This is a genomic window from Pseudomonas glycinis (assembly GCF_054871425.1).
In genome coordinates, this window is record NZ_JBTYHF010000001.1 from 757080 (window position 1) to 782683 (window position 25604).

24 protein-coding genes and 1 pseudogene are annotated in these 25604 nt (G+C 59.4%); 15 read left to right on the forward strand and 10 right to left on the reverse strand.

The window, feature by feature from the left end:
* Positions 1-25 precede the first annotated feature (25 nt).
* Entirely contained in the window at positions 26-1198 is a 1173-nt protein-coding gene (locus ACYSTU_RS03380) for an aspartate aminotransferase family protein (RefSeq protein ID WP_498995965.1), read from the reverse strand.
* A gap of 102 nt (positions 1199-1300) precedes the next feature.
* Between ACYSTU_RS03380 and ACYSTU_RS03385 the strand changes: the two genes are divergently transcribed.
* Together ACYSTU_RS03385 and ACYSTU_RS03390 are read left to right on the forward strand one after the other, a co-directional pair.
* Positions 1301-2227, forward strand: a complete 927-nt coding sequence (locus ACYSTU_RS03385) for a LysR family transcriptional regulator (protein ID WP_498995968.1) — start codon at positions 1301-1303, stop codon at positions 2225-2227.
* 134 nt (positions 2228-2361) lie between these two features.
* A complete protein-coding gene (locus tag ACYSTU_RS03390; protein ID WP_016773307.1) occupies positions 2362-3063 on the forward strand; it encodes a hypothetical protein in 702 nt (233 codons plus the stop codon).
* 256 nt (positions 3064-3319) lie between these two features.
* Here the strand turns inward: ACYSTU_RS03390 and ACYSTU_RS03395 are convergent, their stop codons facing one another.
* A complete protein-coding gene (locus tag ACYSTU_RS03395; RefSeq protein WP_498995972.1) occupies positions 3320-3811 on the reverse strand; it encodes a RidA family protein in 492 nt (163 codons plus the stop codon).
* Positions 3812-4215: 404 nt separating this feature from the next.
* On the opposite strand from ACYSTU_RS03395, the pseudogene ACYSTU_RS03400 reads away from it, so the two are divergent.
* Together ACYSTU_RS03400 and ACYSTU_RS03405 are read left to right on the forward strand one after the other, a co-directional pair.
* Positions 4216-4761 (forward strand): annotated as a pseudogene (locus tag ACYSTU_RS03400) (AAA family ATPase); the annotation flags it as partial.
* A 210-nt stretch (positions 4762-4971) separates the two neighbouring features.
* The gene (locus tag ACYSTU_RS03405; RefSeq protein ID WP_498996193.1) at positions 4972-5337 is read left to right on the forward strand and encodes a DUF8462 domain-containing protein; all 366 of its coding nucleotides are present in this window, start codon (positions 4972-4974) and stop codon (positions 5335-5337) included.
* 145 nt (positions 5338-5482) lie between these two features.
* On the opposite strand, the gene cyoE is transcribed toward ACYSTU_RS03405, so the two are convergent.
* From cyoE to cyoA, 5 genes are read right to left on the reverse strand one after another with little or no spacing between them, the layout of a single operon-like run.
* Positions 5483-6370 (reverse strand): heme o synthase, encoded by an 888-nt coding sequence (cyoE, locus tag ACYSTU_RS03410; RefSeq protein WP_016773305.1) that lies wholly within the window; start codon positions 6368-6370, stop codon positions 5483-5485.
* 10 nt (positions 6371-6380) lie between these two features.
* The gene (cyoD, locus tag ACYSTU_RS03415) at positions 6381-6716 is read right to left on the reverse strand and encodes a cytochrome o ubiquinol oxidase subunit IV (RefSeq protein WP_011335842.1); all 336 of its coding nucleotides are present in this window, start codon (positions 6714-6716) and stop codon (positions 6381-6383) included.
* Positions 6716-7339, reverse strand: a complete 624-nt coding sequence (gene cyoC / locus ACYSTU_RS03420) for a cytochrome o ubiquinol oxidase subunit III (protein ID WP_498995976.1) — start codon at positions 7337-7339, stop codon at positions 6716-6718. The genes cyoD and cyoC overlap by 1 nt, the downstream gene beginning before the upstream one ends.
* Before the next feature lie 3 nt (positions 7340-7342).
* Positions 7343-9373 (reverse strand): cytochrome o ubiquinol oxidase subunit I, encoded by a 2031-nt coding sequence (gene cyoB / locus ACYSTU_RS03425; RefSeq protein WP_016773302.1) that lies wholly within the window; start codon positions 9371-9373, stop codon positions 7343-7345.
* A 3-nt stretch (positions 9374-9376) separates the two neighbouring features.
* Positions 9377-10318, reverse strand: a complete 942-nt coding sequence (gene cyoA, locus ACYSTU_RS03430) for a ubiquinol oxidase subunit II (protein ID WP_024014231.1) — start codon at positions 10316-10318, stop codon at positions 9377-9379.
* Positions 10319-10668: 350 nt separating this feature from the next.
* Between cyoA and ACYSTU_RS03435 the strand changes: the two genes are divergently transcribed.
* Entirely contained in the window at positions 10669-11004 is a 336-nt protein-coding gene (locus ACYSTU_RS03435; protein WP_498995980.1) for a hypothetical protein, read from the forward strand.
* Positions 11005-11145: 141 nt separating this feature from the next.
* Here the strand turns inward: ACYSTU_RS03435 and ACYSTU_RS03440 are convergent, their stop codons facing one another.
* Positions 11146-11655 carry a disulfide bond formation protein B gene (locus ACYSTU_RS03440; RefSeq protein ID WP_498995982.1) on the reverse strand — a complete coding sequence of 170 codons (510 nt, stop codon included), beginning with the start codon at positions 11653-11655 and terminating at the stop codon, positions 11146-11148.
* Between the two features lie 222 nt (positions 11656-11877).
* Positions 11878-13059: an NO-inducible flavohemoprotein gene (hmpA, locus tag ACYSTU_RS03445; protein ID WP_498995985.1), complete on the reverse strand. Its 1182-nt coding sequence runs from the start codon at positions 13057-13059 to the stop codon at positions 11878-11880.
* A 165-nt stretch (positions 13060-13224) separates the two neighbouring features.
* Here hmpA and norR point away from each other — a divergent pair, with 165 nt between their 5' ends.
* From norR to ACYSTU_RS03470, 5 genes are all read left to right on the forward strand, one after another.
* Positions 13225-14787 (forward strand): nitric oxide reductase transcriptional regulator NorR, encoded by a 1563-nt coding sequence (gene norR, locus ACYSTU_RS03450; RefSeq protein ID WP_498995988.1) that lies wholly within the window; start codon positions 13225-13227, stop codon positions 14785-14787.
* A gap of 317 nt (positions 14788-15104) precedes the next feature.
* Positions 15105-16007 (forward strand): chemotaxis protein CheV, encoded by a 903-nt coding sequence (locus tag ACYSTU_RS03455; RefSeq protein ID WP_016773296.1) that lies wholly within the window; start codon positions 15105-15107, stop codon positions 16005-16007.
* A 3-nt stretch (positions 16008-16010) separates the two neighbouring features.
* Positions 16011-16493 (forward strand): GNAT family N-acetyltransferase, encoded by a 483-nt coding sequence (locus tag ACYSTU_RS03460; RefSeq protein ID WP_498995991.1) that lies wholly within the window; start codon positions 16011-16013, stop codon positions 16491-16493.
* A gap of 154 nt (positions 16494-16647) precedes the next feature.
* On the forward strand, positions 16648-16974 hold the full coding sequence (locus ACYSTU_RS03465; protein ID WP_498995994.1) for a hypothetical protein: 327 nt from the start codon (positions 16648-16650) through the stop codon (positions 16972-16974).
* 83 nt (positions 16975-17057) lie between these two features.
* Entirely contained in the window at positions 17058-17807 is a 750-nt protein-coding gene (locus ACYSTU_RS03470) for a YkgJ family cysteine cluster protein (protein WP_498995996.1), read from the forward strand.
* A 128-nt stretch (positions 17808-17935) separates the two neighbouring features.
* Here the strand turns inward: ACYSTU_RS03470 and ACYSTU_RS03475 are convergent, their stop codons facing one another.
* On the reverse strand, positions 17936-18175 hold the full coding sequence (locus ACYSTU_RS03475) for a hypothetical protein (protein WP_016773292.1): 240 nt from the start codon (positions 18173-18175) through the stop codon (positions 17936-17938).
* 421 nt (positions 18176-18596) lie between these two features.
* Here ACYSTU_RS03475 and ACYSTU_RS03480 point away from each other — a divergent pair, with 421 nt between their 5' ends.
* The 5 genes from ACYSTU_RS03480 (at position 18597) to ACYSTU_RS03500 (ending at position 25427) form a co-directional block, all read left to right on the forward strand.
* Complete coding sequence (locus tag ACYSTU_RS03480) at positions 18597-19757, forward strand: efflux RND transporter periplasmic adaptor subunit (RefSeq protein WP_498995999.1); 1161 nt, start codon at positions 18597-18599, stop codon at positions 19755-19757.
* Positions 19754-22867 (forward strand): multidrug efflux RND transporter permease subunit, encoded by a 3114-nt coding sequence (locus ACYSTU_RS03485; protein WP_498996002.1) that lies wholly within the window; start codon positions 19754-19756, stop codon positions 22865-22867. Before ACYSTU_RS03480 ends, ACYSTU_RS03485 begins: the two co-directional genes overlap by 4 nt.
* 7 nt (positions 22868-22874) lie before the next feature.
* Positions 22875-23552, forward strand: a complete 678-nt coding sequence (locus ACYSTU_RS03490; protein ID WP_498996005.1) for a heavy metal response regulator transcription factor — start codon at positions 22875-22877, stop codon at positions 23550-23552.
* Positions 23542-24906: a heavy metal sensor histidine kinase gene (locus ACYSTU_RS03495; RefSeq protein WP_071173546.1), complete on the forward strand. Its 1365-nt coding sequence runs from the start codon at positions 23542-23544 to the stop codon at positions 24904-24906. The genes ACYSTU_RS03490 and ACYSTU_RS03495 overlap by 11 nt, the downstream gene beginning before the upstream one ends.
* A gap of 299 nt (positions 24907-25205) precedes the next feature.
* Positions 25206-25427, forward strand: coding sequence for a hypothetical protein (locus tag ACYSTU_RS03500; protein WP_016773285.1), 222 nt, complete (start codon positions 25206-25208; stop codon positions 25425-25427).
* The last annotated feature ends 177 nt before the right edge of the window (positions 25428-25604 follow it).

The window sequence follows — 25604 nt, forward strand, 5'->3', positions numbered from 1 at the left end:
TCCCACAGGGTTTTGCGCAGACCAATCAATGTGCGTCCAGAGCCCGCCCAACCCCTCTGACAATCATCCCTACCTCGCGCTCATCAATCGTCAGCGGCGGCAGCAACCTGATGGTCTTGCCACGAGTCACGTTGATCAACAAGCCGTGATCCCGTGCGGCGATCAGCGTCAGGTCGCGCACCGGTTGTTTCAGCTCGATGCCGATCATCAGGCCCTGCCCCCGGATTGCCAGCACGTTCGGGTTGTCTGCCAATTCGGCGCGCAAGCGTTCCAGCAGCCGTGCGCCCTGCACCCGCGCATTCTCCAGCAGGCCTTGTTCCTCGATGATGTCCAGCACCGTGCAGCCGACCCGGCAGGCCAGTGGATTGCCGCCGAAGGTGCTGCCGTGGCTGCCCGGGGTGAACAAATCCGCCGCGCGGCCACGGGCCAGGCAGGCGCCGATCGGCACGCCATTGCCGAGGCCTTTGGCCAAGGTCATGACATCGGGCACGATGCCTTCGTGCTGAAAGGCGAACCACTGCCCGGTGCGGCCGATGCCGGTCTGGATTTCATCGAGCATCAGCAGCCACGCGTGGCGATTGCACAGTTCGCGCAGCGCTTTGAGATAACCCGACGGTGCGATTTGTACGCCGCTTTCGCCCTGGATCGGTTCGACCAGAATCGCCACGATGCGCGCGCCGTGTTTGCGCTGTATTTGCTCCAGCGCCGGGAGATCGCCGAACGGCACTTTGACGAAGTCCCCTGGCAGTTCGTTGAATCCCAGGCGCACTGCCGGGCCATCGCTGGCGGACAAGGTGCCAAGGGTGCGGCCATGAAACGCGTTGACCATGACCACCACCAGCGGCTGCTCGATGCCTTTGCGCCAGCCGTACAGACGCGCCAGTTTCAGTGCCGTCTCGTTCGCTTCGGCGCCGGAGTTGTTGAAGAACGCGCGCTCCATCCCCGACAACGCCGTCAGGCGTGTGGCCAGTTGTTGCTGCCAGTCGATGCTGTACAGGTTGGAAGTATGCAACAGCAATCCCGCCTGCTCGCTGATCGCCGAGACAATGCGCGGATGCGAGTGGCCGACGTTGGTCACTGCCACACCGGCAACAGCGTCCAGATATTCGCGCCCCGCCTGATCCCACAGACGCGTGCCCAGGCCCTTGGTGAAACTCAGGGCCAGGGGTTGGTAGGTGTTCATCAGGGCGGCGGTCATGACGTGAAACTCCATTGCAGGTCGGTGTTTTTGCAGTATGGTTAGCCACTTGAGCTGGATAAACCCGGAAAAACTTCAATCATTTAAAAGCCGAGCTTGATAATGGATTTGTTTCAGTCGATGGGCGTCTACGTCAAAGTGGTCGAAACCGGGAGCATGACGGCCGCCGCTGCGAAGTGCGAAATGTCGACGACGATGGTGGGCAATCATCTGCGCGCGCTGGAGCAACGGCTCGGCGTGCAACTGCTGCAACGCACTACGCGCCGCCAGCGACTGACCGAATTCGGCAGCGTCTATTATCAGCGCTGCCTGGAAGTGCTCGGCCTGGTGGCCGACTCCGAACGCCTTGCCGAACAAGCGTCGGACGGGCCGCGCGGCTTGCTGCGTATCACTGCGCCACTGACCTTCGGCGTCGAACGACTGACCCCGGCTCTCAGCGAATACTCCTTGCTCTATCCGCAAGTGAAGCTCGACGTGGTGCTGACCAACAGCCGTCCGGATCTGCTGGAGAACGGCCTCGATGTCGCATTCCGCCTGGGCAATTTCGACCAATCCAACCTGATCGCCCGGCCCTTGATCGACTACACCCTGACGGTCTGCGCCTCCCCGGAATACATTGCGCGGCGCGGCATGCCGCACACGCCACAGGATTTGCAGCAACACGATTGCCTGTCCTTCGCCTATCCGGCTGGCGATGACTGGCAATCAGTGGAAAAACGCTGGCGTCTGAGCGGCCCGGAAGGTGAAGTCCTCGTCGACGTCAGCGGGCCGATGCTGATCAACAGCTCCGCCGGTCTGCACCAGGCGGCGCGCAACGGCATGGGCATCATGATGCTGCCCGACGCGCTGGTGGAGCAGGATCTGCGCGACGGCAAACTGGTCAGGGTAATGACGGACTACCAACCGCCAAGCAGGCCGATGCATCTGCTGTATGCGCAGGATCGCTATCGACTGCCGAAGCTGAGACGCTTTGTCGAGTTTGCGATGCGTACTTGGGGGAAACCCGCTGACGCCATGCTCGGAAAATAACGCACGCCGGGAAAAATCCCGACCACCAGACCGTTGCTCCGTGACAACGCCGCCCCGCTCCCCTAAATTAGTCGGCCTGAAAAAGACCTCGTGCTTTCTCGCCTCAACTCAAGTTAAAAAGTAGTGAAATTTCAATGTCCGATTTCAACACCGCTGAATCCGTAGTCACCCAGTCGTCCAAAGCGGAATACGAAAACTCCATCAATCTTTCACAACACCTCCCACAAGCCAAAATCATCAGCGAGATGGTCCTGGACGCGTTCCAGTCGACCCGCGAAAGCGACCAGATCCGCGAATTGCGTGCGGCGATCCGTCAGGCGCATGACAGCTTTGATGACGACAAGGCGTACGAGCTGATGGGCGAACTCAAGCGCCTGAAAGACGCCGAGGCAGCCGATATTGCCGCGCTGGAAGACCTGAGCAGCAAGTTCTCGATCGGGCGCATTCTGTCCAGCTTCAAGGACGATCCGGCATTTCAGGAAATCGTCTATGGCCTGGCGCTGAAGGTGCTGAATCAGACCCATCAGGCGATCAGCAATCCGAGCGGCGGCAAGAGCAAAGCTGCGAAGAAGAAAGAAGTGGAAATCTTCACCATCAGCAAGGACGGCGCCAGCGTGACCCTGCCAATGCGCACCCCGCGTTCGCGTCTGAACGTTGATCGTGAGGCGCTGGAATTCCTCGGTTTCACCTTCGTGGGTGAAGGCGATGAAGCCGAGCTGGAGAGCGAAACCTTCGTCGATAACGCCGGTACGGAACAGGCGGTGAACCGCAAGAACATCATCACCGCGCTGCAGCAGCAGACTGCGTTTGACGGGTATAGCATCGCGGCGCAGTAATCTGCAAAGCGCTTGCGAAAAAGCCCCGCACTGAGATTCAGGCGGGGCTTTTTGTTGTCCGGCTTGTGATTCGTGAGGAGGCGAAAATCGTCGCCCCTCACCCCAGCCCTCTCCCGAGGGAGAGGGAGCCGACTTGTGTGATTTTCAAACCTGAGTTCGGCTCGGTATTTCAGGTCGGCGTATATCTTGAGAGCCCCTCAGTCAGTCCCCTCTCCCTCCGGGAGAGGGTTAGGGTGAGGGCAAACAGCTACCCCCCTCAAGCCGAAGGATGCAACGCCGCAATCATGTCCACTTCAATCGCCGCATTCTTCGGCAACTGATACACGCCGATGGTCGTGCGCGTATGCCGTCCGGCATCGCCCAGCATATGGCTGAACACATCCGAAGCGCCGTTGGCCACTTCGCTCAGGTCGACAAAGTCAGCAGTCGACTTCACATACACCGTGACCCGCAACAACGCGCGAATCTTGTCCAGCGAACCGACCGCATCGACGATCAGCGCCAGGCAACGCATGGCGCTGATGCTCGCCGCGGCTTGCGCATCCTTGAGGTTCAATTCCAGCCCCACGCGGCCGGGATACAGGATCTTGCCATTGACCCGCGGCACCATGCCGCTGATGTAGAGCTCATCGTGATGACGGATCAGCGGCGCGTAATTGCCACCGGCGGTGTTCTCGCCATAGATGTCGTAGTTGAGTTCTTCAGCCAGGGCGATAAAGCGCTCATCGCAGGTCATCCGTTCGGTCATTGCGCCCAGCCTTTTTGAGTTAAGCCAATTATCTAGCGAGTTGAAGGCCGCAACAGGATCGCGGACAAACCGCTGACATATTTGGATCCAAATCTAGGTCTTTTACCTGCTCTGCGCAACCACCCTTTACAGCGGCCGATTTCACAGTACTTCAGCTTTCAACCACACCAAAAATCAGTAGGACGGGCACTTCGCTACGATTGTCTCGTTCCGGCAGCGAACCTAAAGTTTGAGGGAACCGAATCAAGCAATTCAGCCCTCTGCCGGGCAACTTTAGCTACTTATCTGCAGTTATATAAAAATCTCACTATAACTATGAATAATTTCGTATGAGAGCGAGCTGTGGATAAGAATACTAACCCCTCAATCCCGGAGCAGGAGTTTCCCCACCGGAACTAGCAGGGCGATCAGAAGTACTGGAAACGGCAGACACCGCATTGGCGCGCACGAAGCGCGGCAAGCACGCCAAATCCCTGATGATATTGGGCCTGCGCGGTGTCGGAAAAACAGTGCTTCTGAATCAGATCAAAGATCGAGCTTTGGCATTGGGTTATCTCGCCGAAATGCAGGAGGCCCATGACGGTGCGGAGTTGAAACAGCTCCTGATTCCGGTGTTACGCCGAGTGCTGTTGCGTTTGGACCGAGTGCAGAACACGGTCGAGACGGTCAAAAGAGGGATACGCATACTTCGTAGCTTTATCGGCAATATCACTATCGCGGCGGGTGGGGCCGAAGTTACGCTGGGCGGAGACTCCGAAGCTGGCTATGCCGACAGTGGCAATCTGGAAGATGATCTTCGTGACGTTCTGATAGCAACAGCGGAGGCCGCGAGGGACGCAGGCATACCAGTCGCCATTCTGATTGACGAATTACAGTATCTTTCAAAAGATGAGCTTGGCGCGCTTATTCGCGGCATCCACGCAGTCAATCAGGCAGCTCTCCCTCTGATTCTTTTTGGCGCGGGTCTTCCGCAGCTGGCGGGGCAAGCAGGCGATGCCAAAAGCTATGCGGAGCGACTATTCGAATTTCCTAGTCTGGGCGCTCTCTTGGAGATAGATGCCTGGAAAGCCTTACGTGATCCTGTTGAAGAAGAAGGCGCCAGTATCTCTGACGATGCATTGCGTGAGATTTTTGAAAAAACCCACGGCTATCCCTATTTTTTGCAGGAGTGGGGCTATACCGCTTGGAACATTGCCAAAGCACAGACCATAACCGAGGCCGATGCGCAGGCAGCGACAGAGGAAAGCATCCGTAAACTTGACGAGTCTTTTTTCAGGGTCCGCTTTGATCGGACCACGCCGGCTGAAAGGGACTACATGCGTTGCCTTGCCGAGCTGGGAGAAGGACCGCAACGCTCTGCTGAGGTTGCTAAAGCGCTGGGGCGAAACGCTACGAGCATGGGCCCCGTACGCGATAGCCTGATCAAAAAGGGCATGATCTACAGTCCGGAATACGCACTGATAGCATTTACCGTTCCGCTGTTCGATGAATTCATGAGGCGTGTGACTGCCTCACCACTTGCTTAAACGTCGCATTAGCTCACACACTCATCAAGCCGCCGCCACAAGCTGTTGGGCCAAGGGAGCAGGCAAATCGGCACACTCCAGGCCAACCAACAAAAAACCCCGCACATCTCTCAACGTGCGGGGTTTTTCCTGAAGCTTGCAAACCTTACGGCGCGTACGTCAGCAGCAGCTCTGTCGGCACCTTGAAGTCCAGGGACATCATGACGCTCAACGCAGTGATGGTGAAGATCGAGAACACGAACAGCTTGCGTGCCCAGACGGTGTCATCGACTGCCTTGTAGCCGGTCCAGGCCATGTACAGCCAGTACATGCCCATGGCGGCGGCGACGGCGAGGTAGCTCATGCCGGCGTAGCCGCTGAAGGTCAGCATCAAGGTCGCCACGAGGAACGCCAGGATGTAGAGCAGGATGTGCTTCTTCGCCACTTGAATGCCGCGTTTCACTGGCAGCACCGGAATCGATGCCGCCAGGTAATCGTTGAAACGGAAAATCGCGATGGCGTAGGAATGCGGCATCTGCCACAGGCTGAACATCACCAGCAGGGTCAGTGCGGCCATGTCGAAGCTGTTGGTCACGGCAACGTAACCGATCACTGGCGGCATGGCCCCCGACAGACTGCCCACCAGCGTGCCGTGAACCGACTTGCGCTTGAGGTACAGGCTGTAGAAGCCGACGTAGATGATGAAGCCGATTACTGCGAACAAGGCAGCCAACGGGTTGGCCACCTTGTACAACAAGGCAACGCCGAGAACACCCAGAATGGTCGCGTAAACCAGGGCCAGTTTCAGGGAGATGAGGCCCTGGACCAGCACACGGTTCTTGGTGCGTTCCATCTTCAGGTCGATGTCGCGGTCGATGCAGTTGTTGAACACGCAACCGGAGGCCACGACCAGGGAAGTACCGATCATGGCGGCCAGAAACACCGCCAGATCGACATGCCCTTTCGAGGCCAGGAAGAACCCGCCTGCCACAGAAAGCACGTTACCGAAAATGATCCCCGGTTTGGTGATTTGGATAAAGTGCTTGAGCGACATCGGGTCTACCTCACTTCGCCATCATGTACGTGTGGATGCTGAACATGATCCACAGCGACAGGCCAACCAGCAGCACGATCACGATCGCCGTAAAGACGAATGCGATCACGTTGTTACGCTGTGCAATGGAACGGTCCAGATGCAGGAAGTAATACAGGTGAACGATCACCTGGATCACTGCAAACAGCAGAACGATTGCCAGCGTCGTCGACTTCGGCAGGGTCGGGTACATCACCAGACCGAACGGAATGACGGTCAGGATTACCGAGAGGATGAAGCCGATGGCGTACGACTTGACGCTGCCGTGGCCAGCATCGTGGCTGTCATGGGAGTGTGCGTTAGCCATTACAAAGTCCCCATCAGGTAAACAACGGTGAAGACGCAGATCCAGACCACGTCCAGGAAGTGCCAGAACAGGCTCAGGCAGCTCAGACGGGTCTTGTTGGTCGACGTCAGGCCATGCTTGTTGACCTGATACATCATGATGCCCATCCAGATCAGACCGGCCGAAACGTGCAGACCGTGGGTACCGACCAGGGTGAAGAACGCCGACAGGAAGCCCGAACGGCTAGGACCGAAGCCCTCGGAGATCAGCAGGTGGAACTCGTTGATCTCCATGGCGATGAAGCCCGCGCCGAGCAGGAAGGTCATGAGCAACCAGCCCAGGACTGCCTGCTTCTTGCCCTTGTACAACGCCAGCATGGCGAAGCCGTAGGTGATAGAACTGAACAACAGCAGAGCGGTTTCGCCCAGCACGTAAGGCAGTTCGAAGATCTCGTGGCCCGACGGGCCACCGGCTACGTTGTTTACCAGTACTGCGTACACCGCGAAGATCGACGCAAACAGAATGCAGTCGGTCATCAGGTAGAGCCAGAAACCGTATACGGTCATCTCGCCCGAGTCGTGGTGATGGTCATCGTGCCCATGGTCACCATGGGCGTGTCCAACATTGGTCACTAAGTTCGACATGGTTTAAGCCTGTTCCAACGAGGTTTCAACACGGGTGGCATTGGCCGGGATTTTCCCTGCCGCGACCAGACGCTTGTGCTGCTCGGCTTCGATACGCTCGATCGTTTCAACCGGAACCATATAGCCCTGGTCGTCACGTGCAGCGTGGATCACGAAGTAAACGACGGTGCCCACCAGGCTCGCGATCGCCAGCCACCAGATGTGCCAGATCATCGCGAAACCGAAGACGGTCAACAGCGCGCCCATCACCACGCCAGTGGCGGTGTTGTTCGGCATGTGGATCGGCTCGTACTTGGCCGGACGCTGGTACGCAGTACCGTTTTCCTTGGCTTCGGTGAACGGGTCGATGCAGTCAGCCTTAGGCAGCACAGCGAAGTTGTAGAACGGTGGTGGCGACGAGGTCGACCATTCCAGGGTGTGTGCATTCCACGGGTCACCGTGATCGCAAACGTTCTCTGGCTTGTTGCGGTCACGCACACTGACGTACAGCTGGATCAGTTGGCAGGCGATACCGACAGCGATCATCACCGCACCGAACATGGCAACGTACAGGTACGGTACCCACTCAGGGTTGGTGGTGGCGTTCAGACGACGGGTCATGCCCATGAAGCCCAGTGCATAGAGCGGCATGAACGCGACGAAGAAGCCCGAGATCCAGAACCAGAACGCTGCTTTACCCCAGCCTTCGTGCAGCTTGAAGCCGAACGCTTTCGGGAAGTAGAACGCGAAGCCAGCGATGTAACCAAATACCGCACCGCCGATGATCACGTTGTGGAAGTGCGCGATCACGAACAGGCTGTTATGCAGTACGAAGTCAGCACCCGGGATGGCCAGCAGTACGCCGGTCATGCCGCCGATGGCGAAGGTCACCATGAAGCCCAGAGTCCACATTACCTGGCTGGTGAAGCGCAGACGGCCCTGGTAGATGGTGAACAGCCAGTTGAACAGCTTCACACCCGTCGGGATGGAAATCAGCATCGTCGCCAGACCGAAGAAGGCGTTGACGCTTGCACCCGAACCCATGGTGAAGAAGTGGTGCAGCCAGACCATGAAGCCCAGTACCGAGATCGCGCCCGAGGCGTAGATCATCGAGTGGTGGCCGAACAGTTTCTTGCCGGTGAAGGCCGAGATCACTTCCGAGAAGATGCCGAAGGCCGGCAGGATCAGGATGTAAACCTCAGGGTGGCCCCACGCCCAGAACAGGTTGACGTACATCATCGGATTGCCACCAAGTTCATTGGTGAAAATGTGGAAATCCATGTAACGGTCAAGGGTCAGCAGTGCCAGGGTAGCGGTCAGGATCGGGAACGAAGCCACGATCAGAACGTTTGCCCAGGTGCAGGTCCAGGTGAAGATCGGCATGTCCATCAGTTTCATGCCAGGGGTACGCATTTTCAGTACGGTCGCGAGGAAGTTGACCCCGGTTAACGTCGTACCCAATCCGGATAGCTGTAGCGCCCAGATGTAGTAATCCATACCCACGCCAGGGCTGTATTGCAGACCCGACAGCGGCGGATACGCAACCCAACCGGTCTTGGCGAATTCACCGATACCCAGCGACAGGTTGATCAGCACAACGCCGGACACCAGCAGCCAGAAGCTCAGGGAGTTCAGGAACGGGAACGCAACGTCACGCGCGCCGATCTGCAGCGGCACTGCAAGGTTCATCAGGCCGGTGAAGAATGGCATCGCCATGAAGATGATCATGATCACACCGTGAGCGGTGAAGATCTGGTCATAGTGTTCAGGTGGCAGGTAGCCAGGCGAACCCTCGGTGGCCATGGCCAGCTGGGTACGCATCATGATCGCATCGGCAAAGCCGCGCAGCAGCATGACCATGGCGACGATGATGTACATCACGCCGATTTTCTTGTGGTCGACCGAAGTCAGCCACTCGGTCCACAGGTACGTCCACTTCTTGAAGTAAGTGATCGCAGCGAACAGCGCCAGACCACCGAGGGCGATCATGGCGATGGTCACCATCACGATCGGCTCGTGGAATGGGACTGCTTCCCAACTTAATTTACCAAACATCGTTTACTCCTCTGCCCCGGCAGCTGAATGCGAACCCGCGTCAATATCCGTGGCCGCCACTTCTTTCTCTTTCTTCTCGTGCTTCAGCGGCTTGCCCGGCTTCATACCTTCGTACTTGTCGACGATGATCTGGAACTGGTTCGGCGTGACCGACGAGTAGAGTTCGACTGGGTTGTTCTGGCTCGGTTTGGCCAGGGCCGCGTATTCAGCCTGATCAAGCTGTTTAGGCGACTTCTTGACTTCACTTACCCAGGCGTCGAAATCTTCCTGAGTGGTGGAGATAGCCTTGAATTTCATACCGGTGAAACCGGCACCGCTGTAGTTGGCAGAGATACCGTCCATTTCAGCGTTGCGGTCAGCGATCAGGTGCAGCTTGGTCTGCATGCCCGCCATCGCGTAGATCTGGCCGCCCAGGCCCGGGATGAAGAACGAGTTCATCACGGCGTCGGAGGTGATCTTGAAGTTGATTGGCGTGTGCGCCGGGAACACGATCTTGTTGACCGTGGCAATGCCTTGTTCCGGGTAGATGAACAGCCACTTCCAGTCCAGCGCGACGACTTCGATGGTCACCGGCTTGACGTCAGACTCGATCGGACGATACGGGTCCAGCTCGTGAGTCGAGATGTAAGTGATGTAGCCCAGGGCGATGATGATCAGCACCGGGATGGTCCATACGGCCACTTCGATCTTGGTCGAGTGCGACCACTTCGGCGTGTAGACGGCGTTCTTGTTCGAAGCGCGGTACTTCCAGGCAAACAGGAAGGTCATGACGATGACCGGCACGACGACCAACAGCATCAGCAGCGTGGCGGTGATGATCAGGTTGCGCTGTTCCAGGCCGACCTGGCCCGTTGGATTGAGCAAGGTCATGTTGCAGCCTCCCAGCAACAACGTGCCGAGCAGCGGCACTAGGCCTAGTAATCTGGGGTACCTGTTTTTACTCATCTCACGACCTCTAAAGCAGCTTGCGCAATGCAGTTGGGTTTTGATCGCCAACACTTCACCCTGCCAAGGGTTGGCATTTTCTTTGGATTGAATAAGGGCCGCCCGTCGCGCGTCTCACGCTCGACAAAACCTTGGGACAGCGTTCAGTTCTTATTCGAATTCGTGGTCAAAGGCCTTGTTACAGACCAATTCCATTTGGTGCGGAAAATTGGAAAGGCACCGACACCAGGGTGTCTCGAAAGCCTCGCGGCTCGCTCGACACCCGACCTCCTGATCAGTTCCTTGATAAAGGCTGAACAGCGTCGGGAATTCAGTGCGGGCGATTGTAGATAGGTAGCGCCCTATACACCATGTCTTATCCCGAAATAATTTTTATCACTCAGAGCAACAATCCATCGCCATTTTTGCAAAAGTTGCGCAAGTTATCGAAAGCGTTTCTCAATAAAAGCGGCAAAATCTGCCAGCGTAACCGCCTCAAATCAGACAGCTCTGCACTCGATCTACAAACGCTGGAGCGGCGCAAAGCCCGATGTTCCAAGGGCTTCGTCCATCTGCCGGCGCCTGTTAAAACTGCCTGCTCTGGTACGTCCGTGCTCAAGCCCGAAAACGCTGAAGCTGGCCAATGTTTTTATGTAACAGGCGGCCAATCCGCCGCATCCCGAGTCCCTGCGACAGCCCCTGTGTGACAACATGTCGCACATTTGCCGCACGCTTCATTGCCGTTCGTCACGGTGTTTTCACAAACGCTCTGAAATGCAAAACGCCCCGATTTTCAGCAGCGAAAATCGGGGCGTTTTGTTTATCGGCAGCTCTGCCGAGAAGTTGACTCAGTGCAGCGCTTTTCGATTACGCGAAGTCAGCAGAGGCACCAGAATGACCACCAGCACGAACGCCACCAGCGCCCATTGCGCCAGCGACAGACCGAGGATTGGCGGATACGGCGTCGAGCAGAAACCGTCAACCTGGAAGCCCAGCGGGAAGATCTTTGCCAGCGGCAGATCATCGACAATCGGCTGCAGCACATCGACGCCACAGCTCACCGCCGGATAGAACTGCGTATAGACGTGATGCCCGGCCACACCAGCCCCGGCGATCGCACAGATCACCACCAGCGTCTCGAACACGGTGATGCTGCGACGGCTGCGCATGCCCGCACCGATAAAGGCGAACACTGCAATCAGCAACAATGCATAGCGCTGCAGAATGCACAGTGGGCAAGGTGCTTCGCCGAGCACGACCTGCATGTAAAGTGCGCCGCCGATCAACGCCAGGCAGATGATCCCCAGCAACACCAGATAGCGCCGCTCACGCCCCAACCGCATCGTTTCCTCGCTCATTGCCTTTCCTTTGTAAGTCCATGGTCCAGCCGGCCGGCGGCTGAAATTGTCGCAAGTCTACACCGGGGCAATAAACGATAGAGCGGTTAAGGAATGATTAACCAATATGGCTTTGCGGCGCGCAGAAGATTCGCGAGCAGGCTCGCTCCCACAATGGAACTGCGTCGAACGCAAATCCGGTGGGAGCGAGCCTGCTCGCGAACGAGACAACTCGGTCTCGGATCACTCCAGAGCAGCAGCCGGGCCGAAGAACTCGTAACGGCTCTGTTTCTCCGGCACGCCCAACGCTTTCAGATGCCGTTTGATCGCGCCCATGAACCCCTTCGGTCCCAAGAAGTAAGCATCGACATCACGCTGCGCCGGCAGCCACTGGCCGAGCAGTTCTTCGCTGAGCAGGCCAACCTTGTCCGCCGCCCGGCTGACCCCATCTTCTTCGGCGTAGCAATAGAAGCGCTTGAGTTGCGGATGACGCGCCGCCAGCCCATCGACCCAGTCACGGAATGCGTGGACGCTGCCGTTACGCGCGCAGTGGATAAAGTGCACCGGACGTTCGGTGGCCAGCGCTGCTTCCAGCATCGCCAGCGTCGGGGTGATGCCGACGCCGCCACTGATCAGCACCAGTGGTTTGTCGCTGGCCGCCAGGGTGAATTCGCCCGACGGCGGGAACAGTTGGATGCTCGCGCCGACGTGCAGTTGATCATGCAGGTAGTTGGACGCGCGACCATTCGGTTCACGCTTGACGCTGATGCGGTACTGACCATTGTTGGCCAGTGCCGACAGCGAATAGTTACGACGGATTTCTTCGCCGTCGAGGATCAGCTTCATGCCGATGTACTGACCCGGTTCGGCCGCAAGAATCGGCCCTTTGTCCGCCGGTTCGAAGTAGAACGAGGTGATTTCCGCGCTCTCCTGCACCTTCGCTGCGACGATGAATTCCCGCGCACCGCGCCAGCCGCCGACAGCGTGTTCCTTCTGGTCATAGATCGCGGTTTCGGCGCCGATCAGGATGTCGGCCAGTTGCCCGTACGCAGCGCCCCAGGCACTCATCACCTCAGGCGTGGCGATCTCTTCGCCGAGCACTTCGGAAATGGCGCGCAGCAGGCAGGTGCCGACGATCGGGTAATGCTCCGGCAGAATCTGCAGGGCGACGTGTTTGTTGATGATCTTCGCCACCAGATCGCCCAACTGGTCGAGCTGATCGATGTGCCGGGCGTACATCAGCACGCCGTTGGCCAAGGCACGCGGCTGATCGCCACTGGCCTGATGCGCTTGGTTGAACAGCGGGCGCACTTGCGGGTATTCGGAGAGCATCATGCGGTAGAAATGCGTGATCAACGCCTCGCCGCCGCTTTCCAGCAGAGGCACGGTGGATTTGATGATGGCACGATCCTGGACGCTAAGCATAAGGTGACTCCTGCGCTTTCTTGAAAGATTGCATTAGGGATATCAGCTTTCGTGCCAACTAATTAATCCTTTCAATTCAACAGTTTGAACCCCTCATAGTCATTTCGACACAAATGAACGTATAGTCATCGCGACTACACCTTGTCTCTTTGACTACAAAAAATCATGACCGCCAAATCCTTGCTTACCGCCCTGCTGCCTCTGGTCGCCGACCTCTCCCGCGAACTGCCCGAAGGTGAGCGCTATCGGCGTTTGCTCGAGGCCATGCGCGCCTTGTTGCCCTGCGATGCCGCCGCGTTGTTGCGTCTGGATGGCGAATCATTGGTGCCGCTGGCGGTGGATGGCTTGAGTACCGACACCCTCGGCCGGCGCTTCAAGGTCAGCGAGCATCCGCGTTTTGAAATCCTGCTGGCCGGCGCCGGGCCGACGCGCTTCGCTGCCGACAGCGACCTGCCCGATCCTTATGACGGATTGGTCGATGGCCTCGACGATCATCTTGAAGTTCACGACTGCCTCGGCTGTCCTTTATTCGTCGATGAAAAACTCTGGGGCTTGATCACCCTCGACGCGCTGGACCCGGAGCGTTTCGAGCCGATCGAACTCGACGCCCTGCAAGCCTTCGCCAGCCTCGCCTCGGCCACGGTCAATGCGGCCGAACGCATCGAACGTCTGGCCACCCGCGCCGAAGACGAACATCAGCGCGCCGAGGTCTACCGTCAGGCCAGCGGTCAGCAGCACCGCGAAATGATCGGCCAGAGCAAGGCGCATAAACGTTTGGTGGAAGAAATCAATCTGGTCGGCGGCAGTGATCTGACTGTTCTGATCACCGGCGAAACCGGGGTCGGCAAAGAGCTGGTAGCCCAAGCGATCCACGCCGCCTCCGCGCGCGCCGACAAACCGATCATCAGTCTCAACTGCGCCGCCCTCCCCGACACGCTGGTGGAAAGCGAACTGTTCGGCCACGTGCGCGGCGCCTTCACCGGCGCCACCAGCGACCGGCGTGGCAAGTTCGAACTGGCCAATGGCGGCACGCTGTTTCTTGATGAAGTCGGCGAGCTGTCGCTGACGGTCCAGGCCAAGTTGCTGCGCGTATTGCAGAGCGGTCAGTTGCAGCGCTTGGGCTCGGACAAGGAGCACCAGGTCGACGTGCGTCTGATTGCCGCGACCAATCGCGATCTGGCCGAGGAAGTGCGCAGCGGTCGCTACCGTGCCGACTTTTATCACCGCTTGAGCGTGTACCCGCTGCGGGTGCCGGCCCTGCGCGATCGCGGGCGCGACGTGTTGCTGCTCAGTGGCTTCTTTCTCGAGCAGAACCGCTCGCGCATGGGCCTCAATAGCCTGCGTTTGAACAGTGATGCTCAGGAAGCGCTGCTCGCCTATACCTGGCCGGGCAATGTGCGCGAACTGGAGCACTTGATCGGGCGCAGTGCGCTGAAGGCGCTGGGTAACTGCAAAGCGCGGCCGAAGATTCTGAGTCTGAGCGCGGCGGATCTGGATCTGCCCCGTGAGGTTGTGGACAACGTGGTTGCGCCTGCCAGTGCCGACTTGGCCAATGTGCTGCCGATAATCAGCGCGGATCTGCGCAGTGCCACCGATGAGTTTCAGCGGCGCCTGATCAGTGCAGCGCTGGAGCGTCACCAGGATAACTGGGCAAGTGCGGCCCGGGAGTTGGGGGTGGATCGGGCGAATCTGGGGCGGATGGCCAAACGACTAGGCATGAAGAGCTAAAAGCACACCCTCACCCTAGCCCTCTCCCAGAGGGAGAGGGGACTGATTGGGGGATATTGAAGAATTCCACTGACGTGAAAGATTTCTTCCGAATCCATAATCGACTCGGTCGTTCAGGTCGGTGTAAAACGCCAGACACCTCCGTCGGCCCCCTCTACCTCTGGGAGAGGGCTGGGGTGAGGGGCAGTGATAGAGAGAACAGCGATCAACTCAAGCCGACTACCCCGACAACTAACCTAAAGCCCATCCCTTTAACGCCGATAACACGGCATCAAAGGTTTCTGGCGATTTCCACTCTCGCCCCACAGAAGGTTCTTATGTCCTCCACCAAAGCCCGCGCAGATTCACTTTCGCTTCTGCTGTTTACCTTGCGCAGCGGCAAGCTGATGGCGATCAACCTGCTGAAAGTCAGTGAAATCATCCCCTGCCCGCCGCTGACCAAGCTGCCGGAGTCGCACCCGCACGTCAAAGGCATCGCCTCGCTGCGCGGTGCATCGCTGTCGGTGATCGACCTCAGCCGCGCGATCGGCGAGCGGCCGCTGGAAGATCCCAACGGTGGCTGCCTGATCGTCACCGATGTCAGCCGTTCCAAGCAGGGTCTGCATGTGCAGGCGGTGAGCAAGATCGTCCATTGCCTGACCACCGACATCAAGCCCCCACCGTTCGGCTCCGGCGGCTCGCGCGCCTACATCACCGGCGTGACCTCGGTGGACGGCACGCTGGTACAGGTGCTGGACATCGAAAAAGTCATCCACAGCATCGCCCCGGCGCAGATCGAAATGGCGCCGACCGACCTGACCATGGAAGACGCCGAAGTGCTCGGCAACGCGCGCATTCTGGTGGTCGATGACAGCCAAGTGGCCCTGCAGCAATCGGTGCACACCCTGCGCAACCTCGGCCTGCAATGCCACACCGCGCGCAGTGCCAAGGAAGCCATCGACTGCCTGCTCGACCTGCAAGGCACCGCGCAGCAGATCAATCTGATCGTCTCCGACATCGAAATGTCGGAAATGGACGGCTACGCCTTCACCCGAACCCTGCGCGAGACCCCGGACTTTGCCCACTTGTACGTCTTGCTGCACACCTCCCTCGACAGCGCGATGAACAGTGAAAAGGCCCGACTGGCCGGTGCCAATGCGGTGCTGACCAAGTTCTCCTCGCCGGAGCTGACCCAACGTCTGATCGAAGCGGCCAAGCACGTCGCGGCCAACGGGCACTGAGTCTTGGCCGAGACGTTTTGCTTTCTGCTGCGGCGCGACTTGAGTGGGGTTCTGCCGGATGCGCAGTGGCCGGACGGGATTGAGCTGTCCGTCTACCGCGAGGAGCTGGCGCCGGCGGTGCATCAGTTGATGCAGCTTGGACATCTGGAAGGTGGCGGTCGAGTGCCGTCACTTGACGATTGGCAGCGGCGCTTTGCCAGCGACCCTGAATCCGACCCTGCGTTGTGTTTCATTGCCTGCGATGCCGAGGGCGTGGTGGGCGTGGCGCAGTGCTGGACCAGTGCCTACATCAAGAATCTGGTGGTGCACCCACGAATGCAGGGTCGGGGGCTTGGGCGGGGGTTGTTGCTGCATGCCTTCAGCGTCTTTCAACAGCGACGCGAGGGGTTTGTCGATTTGCGGGTTCTGGAGGACAACCGGCGGGCGCGGCGGTTGTATGAGAGTGTCGGGATGTATGTGGTCCGCCGGGAATTGGTGCCGGACTGATCAAAGTCAAAAGATCGCAGCCTGCGGCAGCTCCTACAGGAAACCGCATATCCATGTAGGAGCTGCCGAAGGCTGCGATCTTTTAGCGGTGCCCCAGGCAACAAAACTCTTCAGGCAGACTCAAACCTTGGCCATAACCAAGGATGCCCCAACCATGAAAGCCATCACCCTGGCCCTGCTCAGCCTCACCGCCCTGGCCTCACAGGCCCACGCCTCCAGCCCCGACGCCTGGGCCGCTTACGACAAGACCGTACTCGCCAGCTGCACCATGGCCAGCGGTCTGAAAAACGTCAAACCGGTCGGCACACCTGCGCAATTCGACGACCGCGTCGGTTACACCGCCGTTCTGCTGCAAGGCCAATACCCGCAAAAACACATGAAAGGCCAGCAAGGCAGTGAGCTGTGCCTGTACAACAACCAGTCGAAAACCGCGTTCGTCACCGAGTGGGATTCGATTCGCCCGGCCACGAACACCCACTGAGTGGCGCAGTCCTTGCTTCGATCCGGTTCTGTGCGATGGTTTTCCGCCGTCGTTTCACACCCTGATTGAAGAAAGATCGCTCAATGAATACGACGTTTTCCTGCGTAGGCTGCGGCAAGTGCTGCACCGACCACCATGTCCCGCTGACGCTCGCCGAAGCCCGCATGTGGGCGGCCGATGGCGGTCAGGTGATCGTGCTGGTCGAGGCGTTTCTCGGCAATGGCCTGGGCCTGCCAGCGCAGCAGCGCGAACATGCCGAGCGCCGTTCGGCGGTGGTCCGCAGCGGCACTACTGATGCTCACGTGGCGATCACCTTTGCCGCCTACAACGTCGGGCCCTGCCGGAATCTTGACGACGACAAGCGCTGCCGGATCTACGAGCGCCGCCCGCTGGTGTGCCGGATTTACCCGGCGGAAATCAATCCGCACATCCCGCTCAATCCAGCTGCCAAGGATTGCCCGCCAGAGTCCTGGGAACAGGGGCCGGAGCTGATCGTGGGCGGCGAGTTGGTTGATCGGGAACTGGTTGAGCTGATCCAGCGTTCGCGTCAGGCGGATCGGGATGACATCAGACTCAAGGATGCGATCTGCGCAACGTTGGGGATTCGCACCACGGCGCTCAAGGGTGACGGGTTCACCGCGTACTTGCCGAACATGGATGCCTTCGCGGCAGTGATCGACCAGGTGAGCGCGCAACCGCTGACGGCGCGAACCAGTGAATGGCTGTTTCATTTGTCCGGCGATGATGTCGCCGGGCAAGTGCTGGCTGCGGGCGGGCAAGTGGTGACGGAACCGGCGCAGACTTATGCGTTTATTTCATTGCACGCGGCTTGATCTGATATTTGTGCTGTAGCGGATGTCGCTTTCGCGAGCAGGCTCGCTCCCACAGGTTTGGGTTCTACACAAATCCAATGTGGGAGCGAGCCTGCTCGCGAAGAGGCCGCCACCATCACTTTCCGATGTCAGCGCTTGCCCATCGACCGACGCGTACCCGGCGGCGCCATGCCCGGGGTTTTGGTGTGGCCATTCTTCGCGCCATTCTTGTACCACGGCTGATTCGAGCCTTTCGCCGAAGCCAGCTCGCCCGGCTTGAACGGGAACTTGAACGCCGGAATCTCGGCCTTGGTTTCGCTGGCGTCAGCCACTTCAGCCGGGACGTCGCTCACAGCGTCGTCAACCGGCGGTTGGGTCGGGGAAGTCATAAAAGCTCCGGGAACAAAAAGTCGGCCCGATCAGTGAGCCGCAAAGGCGCGCAGTATACCTGTGCGCTCTGGCTCGGCATCTGAAGATTTGCACCGTGCGCTGAACGGTTTTCCCCTCACCCTAACCCTCGCCCTGGGGAGGGGACAGACCGAGGTGTTTACTCGAGGTTCGCCGACATGGGATACCGAGTCGAACTCAGGTTCGAAAAGCCCACAAATCGGCTCCCTCTCCTTGGGGAGAGGGCTGGGCGGGCGGCGTTCCGATGAGGGGCGAATCCAACACAAGACCATCGCCGCACACTGCTACTCCCCATCTATACAAACGAAACTGACAATCCTGACAGGCAGCCGTCACCCTGCCGACCGCCTGAGCGGTTTATAACTGGTCAATCTGCCCAAACTCCAGACTTCGGCGCCGCGCATGTCCATCCAGAAAAACAAAACCCTGCTGGCCACTCTCCTGATTCTGCTGGCAGCCGCCGGCCTGTGGTTCGCGCTGAAACCGGCGCCGGCCAAACTGGCTACACCGACTGCCATTCCGGTGCGGGTGGTGACGGTCAGCGCCAAAGACGTGCCGCGCTATACCAGCGGCATCGGCTCGGTGCTGTCGCTGCACAGCGTGGTGGTGCGTCCGCAGATCGACGGGATCCTGACGAAAATTCTGGTCAAGGAAGGCCAACAGGTCAAAGCAGGCGACCTGCTCGCGACCATTGACGACCGCTCGATCCGCGCCAGCCTCGACCAGGCCCGGGCGCAGTTGGGCGAGAGCCAGGCGCAGTTGCAGGTAGCGCTGGTCAATCTCAAGCGCTACAAACTGCTCAGCGTCGACGACGGCGTGTCGAAGCAGACCTTCGACCAGCAGCAAGCGCTGGTCAACCAGCTCAAAGCCACGGCACAAGGCAATCAGGCCTCGATCGATGCGGCGCAGGTGCAACTGTCCTACACGCAGATTCGCTCCCCGGTCACCGGGCGCGTCGGTATTCGTACCGTCGATGAAGGCAACTTCCTGCGCATGACCGACACCCAGGGCCTGTTCACCGTCACGCAGATCGACCCGATCGCCGTCGAATTCTCCCTGCCGCAGCAGATGCTGCCGACCCTGCAGAGTCTGATCAGCGATCCGCAACGCGCCCCGGTCAAGGCGTACATCGGCGCCGATACTGATGGCGAAACCGGCAATCTGCTCGGCGAAGGTCAGCTGACCCTGATCGACAATCAGATCAACGCCAACACCGGCACCATCCGCGCCAAGGCCGAATTCGCCAATGCCAGCCAGAAGCTCTGGCCGGGTTTGCTGGTGACGGTAAAAATTCAGACGGCTGTGGATAAAGATGCGCTGGTGGTTCCGCCCACCGTCGTACAGCGTGGCCTCGAACAACACTTTGTTTACCGCGTGAAGGACGACAAGGTCGAGGCGGTGCCGGTGCAAATGGTTTATCAGGGCAGCGGCCAGGACATCATCAAAGGTGTCAACGCTGGTGACGTGCTGGTGACCGACGGCCAGTCGCGACTCAAACCGGGCTCGAGCGTGCAAGTCATGAGCGAGCCAGCGCAAGTGGTGCAGGCGGAGCCGAAGCCATGAACTCGCACAAGGGCATCTCGACCTGGTGCATCGATCACCCGGTGGCGACGATTTTGCTGACGTTCGCTTTGGTACTGGTCGGCGTAATTGCCTTCCCGCGTTTGCCGATTGCGCCACTGCCGGAAGCGGAATTTCCGACGATCCAGGTCTCGGCACAGTTGCCCGGCGCCAGTCCCGACACCATGGCTTCCTCCGTGGCCACGCCGCTGGAGGTGCAATTCAGCGCCATCCCCGGCATGACCCAGATGACCTCGAGCAGCGCGCTGGGCTCAACCCTGCTGACCTTGCAGTTCACTCTCGACAAAAGCATCGACACCGCCGCCCAGGAAGTACAGGCGGCGATCAACACCGCCGCCGGCAAGTTGCCCAAAGACATGCCGACCCTGCCAACATGGAAGAAGGTCAACCCGGCCGACAGCCCGGTGCTGATCCTCAGTGTCAGCTCGACACAGATGCCCGGCACCGAACTCAGCGACCTGGTGGAAACTCTGCTCTCGCGTCAGATCAGTCAGGTCGACGGCGTCGGCCAGATCAACATCACCGGCCAGCAACGCCCGGCGATCCGCGTGCAGGCGTCGGCAGACAAACTCGCGGCCATCGGCCTGACGCTGGCCGACATTCGGCTGGCGATCCAGCAGACCAGCCTTAACCTCGCCAAGGGTGCGTTGTACGGCGAATCGAGTATCTCGACGCTGTCGACAAACGACCAGTTGTTCCACCCCGAGGACTACAGCGAGCTCATCGTTTCCTACAAGGATGGCGCCCCGGTTCACCTGCGCGATGTCGCCAAAGTCGTCAACGGTGCGGAAGATGCCTACGTGCAGGCGTGGGCCGGTGATCGCCCCGGCGTGAATCTGGTGATTTTCCGTCAGCCCGGCGCCAACATTGTTGAAACCGTCGACCGCATTCAGGCCGCCCTGCCCGGCCTCGAAGCCATGCTGCCGGCCTCGGTGCAGGTGAAAACCCTGATCGACCGCACGCAGACCATTCGCGCCTCGCTGCATGAAGTCGAGATCACCTTGCTGATCGCGATCCTGCTGGTGGTCGCGGTGATGGCGCTGTTCCTGCGGCAATTGTCGGCGACGCTGATTGTTTCGGCGGTGCTCGGCGTCTCGCTGATCGCCAGTTTCGCCCTGATGTACATCCTCGGTTTCAGTTTGAACAACCTGACGCTGGTGGCGATCGTCGTCGCGGTCGGCTTCGTCGTGGACGATGCGATTGTGGTGGTGGAAAACATCCATCGCCATCTCGAGGCCGGCGATGATATGCGCGAGGCGGCGATCAAGGGGGCCGGCGAGATTGGCTTCACCGTCGTTTCGATCAGTTTCTCGCTGGTGGCGGCATTCATTCCGCTGCTGTTCATGGGCGGCGTGGTCGGGCGGCTGTTCAAGGAATTCGCCCTGACCGCGACATCGACCATCATGATTTCCGTGGTGGTCTCGCTGACGCTGGCGCCAACCCTTGCTGCGCTGTACATGCGCAAACCGGTGCATCACGCCAGCGCCAAACCGGGTTTCAGCGAGCGCTTGCTCGGCTGGTACGAAAAAGGCCTGCGCCGCGCCCTCGATCATCAGAAATTGATGATCGGCGTGTTCGGTCTTTCGCTGGCGTTGGCGGTCGCCGGGTACATTTTCATTCCCAAGGGGTTCTTCCCGGTGCAGGACACCGGGTTCGTCCTCGGCACCACCGAAGCCGCTGCGGACATTTCCTACGGAGATATGGTGAAAAAACACTTGGCCATGGCCGAAATCGTCGCGGCCGATCCGGCGGTGCAGGCGTTTTCTCATTCGGTCGGGGTTTCCGGCAGCAACCAGACCATCGCCAACGGGCGCTTCTGGATCGCCCTGAAAAAACGTGGTGATCGCGATGTCAGCGCCAGCCAGTTCATCGACCGCATCCGCCCGCAACTGATGAAAGTGCCCGGCATCGTCCTTTATTTGCGCGCCGGGCAGGACATCAACCTCAGCTCCGGCCCCAGCCGTGCGCAGTACCAATACGTACTCAAGAGCAACGACGGCGCGACCCTCGCCACCTGGACCCAGCGCCTGACCGAGAAACTGCGCAGCAACCCGGCGTTTCGCGACATTTCCAACGATCTGCAACTGGGCGGCAGCATCACCCACATCAGCATCGACCGCAGCGCCGCCGCGCGTTTCGGCCTGACCGCCAGCGATGTCGACGAGGCGCTGTACGATGCATTCGGCCAACGGCAGATCAATGAATTCCAGACCCAGGTCAACCAGTACAACGTGATTCTCGAGCTGGATACCAAACAGCGCGGCAAGGCCGAAAGCCTCAACTATTTCTACCTGCGCTCGCCACTGAGCGGCGAGATGGTGCCGCTGTCGGCGCTGGCAAGGTTTGACGCGCCAACCATCGGCCCGCTGTCGATTGCTCACGACGGCATGTTCCCCGCCGCCAATATGTCATTCAATCTCGCCCCCGGCGTGGCATTGGGCGATGCGGTAATTCAGCTCAATCAGGCCAAGGCCGAGATCGGCATGCCCACCGCGATCAGCGGCAATTTTCAGGGTGCGGCGCAGGCGTTCCAGAGTTCGCTGGCCAGCCAGCCGTGGCTGATTCTGGCGGCGCTGGTGGCGGTGTACATCATTCTCGGCGTGCTTTATGAAAGCTTCGTACATCCGCTGACGATCATTTCGACCCTGCCGGCGGCAGGTCTGGGCGCGGTGATCATGCTGTGGATCTGCGGCCAGGACTTTTCGATCATGGCATTGATCGGCCTGGTGCTGCTGATCGGCATCGTCAAAAAGAACGGCATCCTGATGATCGACTTCGCGCTCGAGGCGCAGCGCCAGCGCGGTCTGCCGCCGCAGGAGGCGATTTTCGAGGCGTGCATCACCCGGTTCCGGCCGATCATCATGACCACCCTCGCCGCCCTGCTCGGTGCGTTGCCGCTGATGCTCGGCTACGGCACCGGCGCCGAATTGCGCCAGCCGTTGGGCATTGCCGTGGTCGGTGGTTTGCTGGTCAGCCAGATGCTGACGCTGTTCACCACGCCGGTCATATACTTATGGCTCGAGCGGCTGTTTCACCGGCACTCACACCCACCAGCCCCAACGCCCGCAACGGCACTGGCGACCACAGACTGAGGCGGTCATGCGCGTTCTGATTATCGAAGACGAAGAAAAAACCGCGGACTATCTGCACCATGGCCTGACCGAACAGGGCTACACCGTCGACCTTGCCCGCGACGGTGTCGAAGGCCTGCATCTGGCGCTGGAATGCGACTACGCCGTGATCGTCCTCGACGTCATGCTGCCGGGGCTCGATGGCTTTGGTGTACTGCGCGCATTGCGTGCGCGCAAGCAGACCCCGGTGATCATGCTCACCGCCCGCGAGCGCGTCGAAGATCGGATAAAGGGCCTGCGCGACGGCGCCGACGATTACCTCGGCAAACCGTTTTCCTTTCTCGAACTGGTCGCCCGCCTGCAAGCGCTGACCCGGCGCAGCGGCGGCCACGAACCGGTACAAGTGACCATCGCCGACCTGTGGATCGACCTGATCAGCCGCAAGGCCACCCGCGCCGGCACGCGCCTGGATCTGACCGCGAAAGAGTTTTCCCTGCTCAGCGTGCTCGCCCGTCGCCAGGGCGAAATCCTTTCGAAGACCGCAATCGCGGAAATGGTCTGGGACATCAATTTCGACAGTGACGCCAACGTCGTCGAAGTCGCGATCAAACGCCTGCGCGCCAAGCTCGACGGGCCGTTCAACGAAAAGCTGCTGCACACTATTCGCGGTATGGGTTATGTGCTGGAGAGCCGTGGTGTCCAGTAACTCGATTGCGTTGCGCCTGAGCGGGATGTTCACGCTGGTGGCGCTGGTGGTGTTTCTGTTGATTGGCGGCGCGCTGTATCAGCAGGTCGACAAAGGTCTGGGTTTGTTGCCCGAAGCCGAGCTGGATGCGCGGTACAGCGTGCTCGAATCCACCGTCGGCCGTTACGGCACGCCGGAGCATTGGGTGAAGATCAACAACAAGCTCAAACTGCTCGGCGAGGAAGACAAGCGCATCAGCTTCTGGATCAGCAGCGGTGATCCGCGCTACGAATACGGCAACCTTACGCCGCAGATTCGTGCCGCCATCAATGGCCCGTTGGGCATGCACGATCTGCAACTGCCCGATCAGCCCTACCCGCTGAAAGTGCTGGTCAGTCAGTTCCCCGCCAAGGATCAGCGCCCGCCGTTGCGCTTCATGATCGGCATCGACACCGAGACGCTGCATCAGACCCAGCATCACTTGCTCATCGCCCTGATCAGTCTGGCGATTGTCGGGGTGCTGCTGGCCTCTGCATTGGGCTATTGGGTCGCAAGAATCGGTCTGAAGCCGCTGATCAAACTGTCGCAGGAAGCCCAGCGTCTGGCCCCACCACTGCGCGCCGGACGCTTGCGCCTGTCGCCGCTGCCGCCGGAACTGGAACAGTTTGTCGAGTCGTTCAACTCGACCCTGGAACGGGTCGAACTGGCCTATTCACGGCTGGAATCGTTCAACGCCGACGTCGCCCATGAACTGCGCTCGCCGCTGACCAACCTGATCGGCCAGACCCAGGTCGCACTGACTCGCGGGCGCTCCGCCGAACACTATTTCGAAGTGCTGCAATCGAACCTCGAAGAGCTGGAGCGGCTGCGTTCGATCATCAACGACATGCTGTTTCTGGCCAGCGCCGATCAAGGCAACAAGGCGACCAAACTGACCTCGACGTCACTGGCTGATGAGGTGGCGACGACGCTGGACTATCTGGATTTCATCCTTGAAGACGCGCAGGTTGAAGTGCAGGTCAGCGGCGATGCGCAAGTGCAGATCGAGGTCGCGCATCTGCGCCGGGCGCTGATCAATTTGCTCAGCAACGCGGTGCAGCACACCGAACCGGGTCAAGTGATCGAGGTGCGCATCGAGGTTGAAGAACATCAGGTGAGCATTGGCGTGGCCAATCCCGGGTCGCCGATTGCCAGCGAGCATCTGCCGAGGTTGTTCGAGCGGTTTTATCGGGTTGATGCCTCGCGTAGCAACAGCGGCAACAACCACGGCCTGGGGCTGGCCATCGTCAAGGCGATTGCGCTGATGCATGGCGGAGATGTGTTTGTGCGCAGTGACCGGGGCATGAACACCTTTGGCATCCATCTCCCGGTCTGAATGCTCAACCAAGCCCTGTGGCGAGGGGATTTATCCCCGCTCGGCTGCGCAGCAGTCGCAAATCCTGTGCACAAGGTCCAAGAATCTTTTAGGCTGGAATTCTTGGGGCCGCTTCGCAGCCCAACGGGGATAAATCCCCTCGCCACAGGCCACCATCACGCACAGACCGGGTTGTTACCCGTGCCGATCTTTGCTTTTGCCGTAACAGTCATTTATGAAAATCACGCTGTTTCCCAACCCTCGGCAACCTTATCTTTGCCCGCACCAAACAGCACTCGCCAAGCGAGAAGGTTTTCAAGATGTCCAACAGTATGGGTATTGCCAGCGCATTCGTTTTGTCCTCATTGATCCTGTCGCCGATGGCGATGGCTGAAGAATCGCAAGCGTTCGTGGCGCACAACGTCGCTCGCGCGCAGGCATTCGATCAGCATCAGGCCGAAGTGATGGCCAAGGCTCAAGACGCGACGCAATCCCCGCAGGCCGCTACTTCCCAGGCTCAAGCGCTCGAGAAAGACAGCTGAGTCGCACCGCGAAAGGTTTCCCTCGACGCGGTTGTTTGGCTCTTCCCGTTCAACCGTCGTCACTCCAGGCCGCTGCCATTCAGCGGCCTTTTTTCGTTGTGGTCTGAAAGCCGTCTGGTGCGTCTGTAACAACAAGAAACATCAAGCCGCTCAAGAAACAGAGCGGCCCGCTGACCC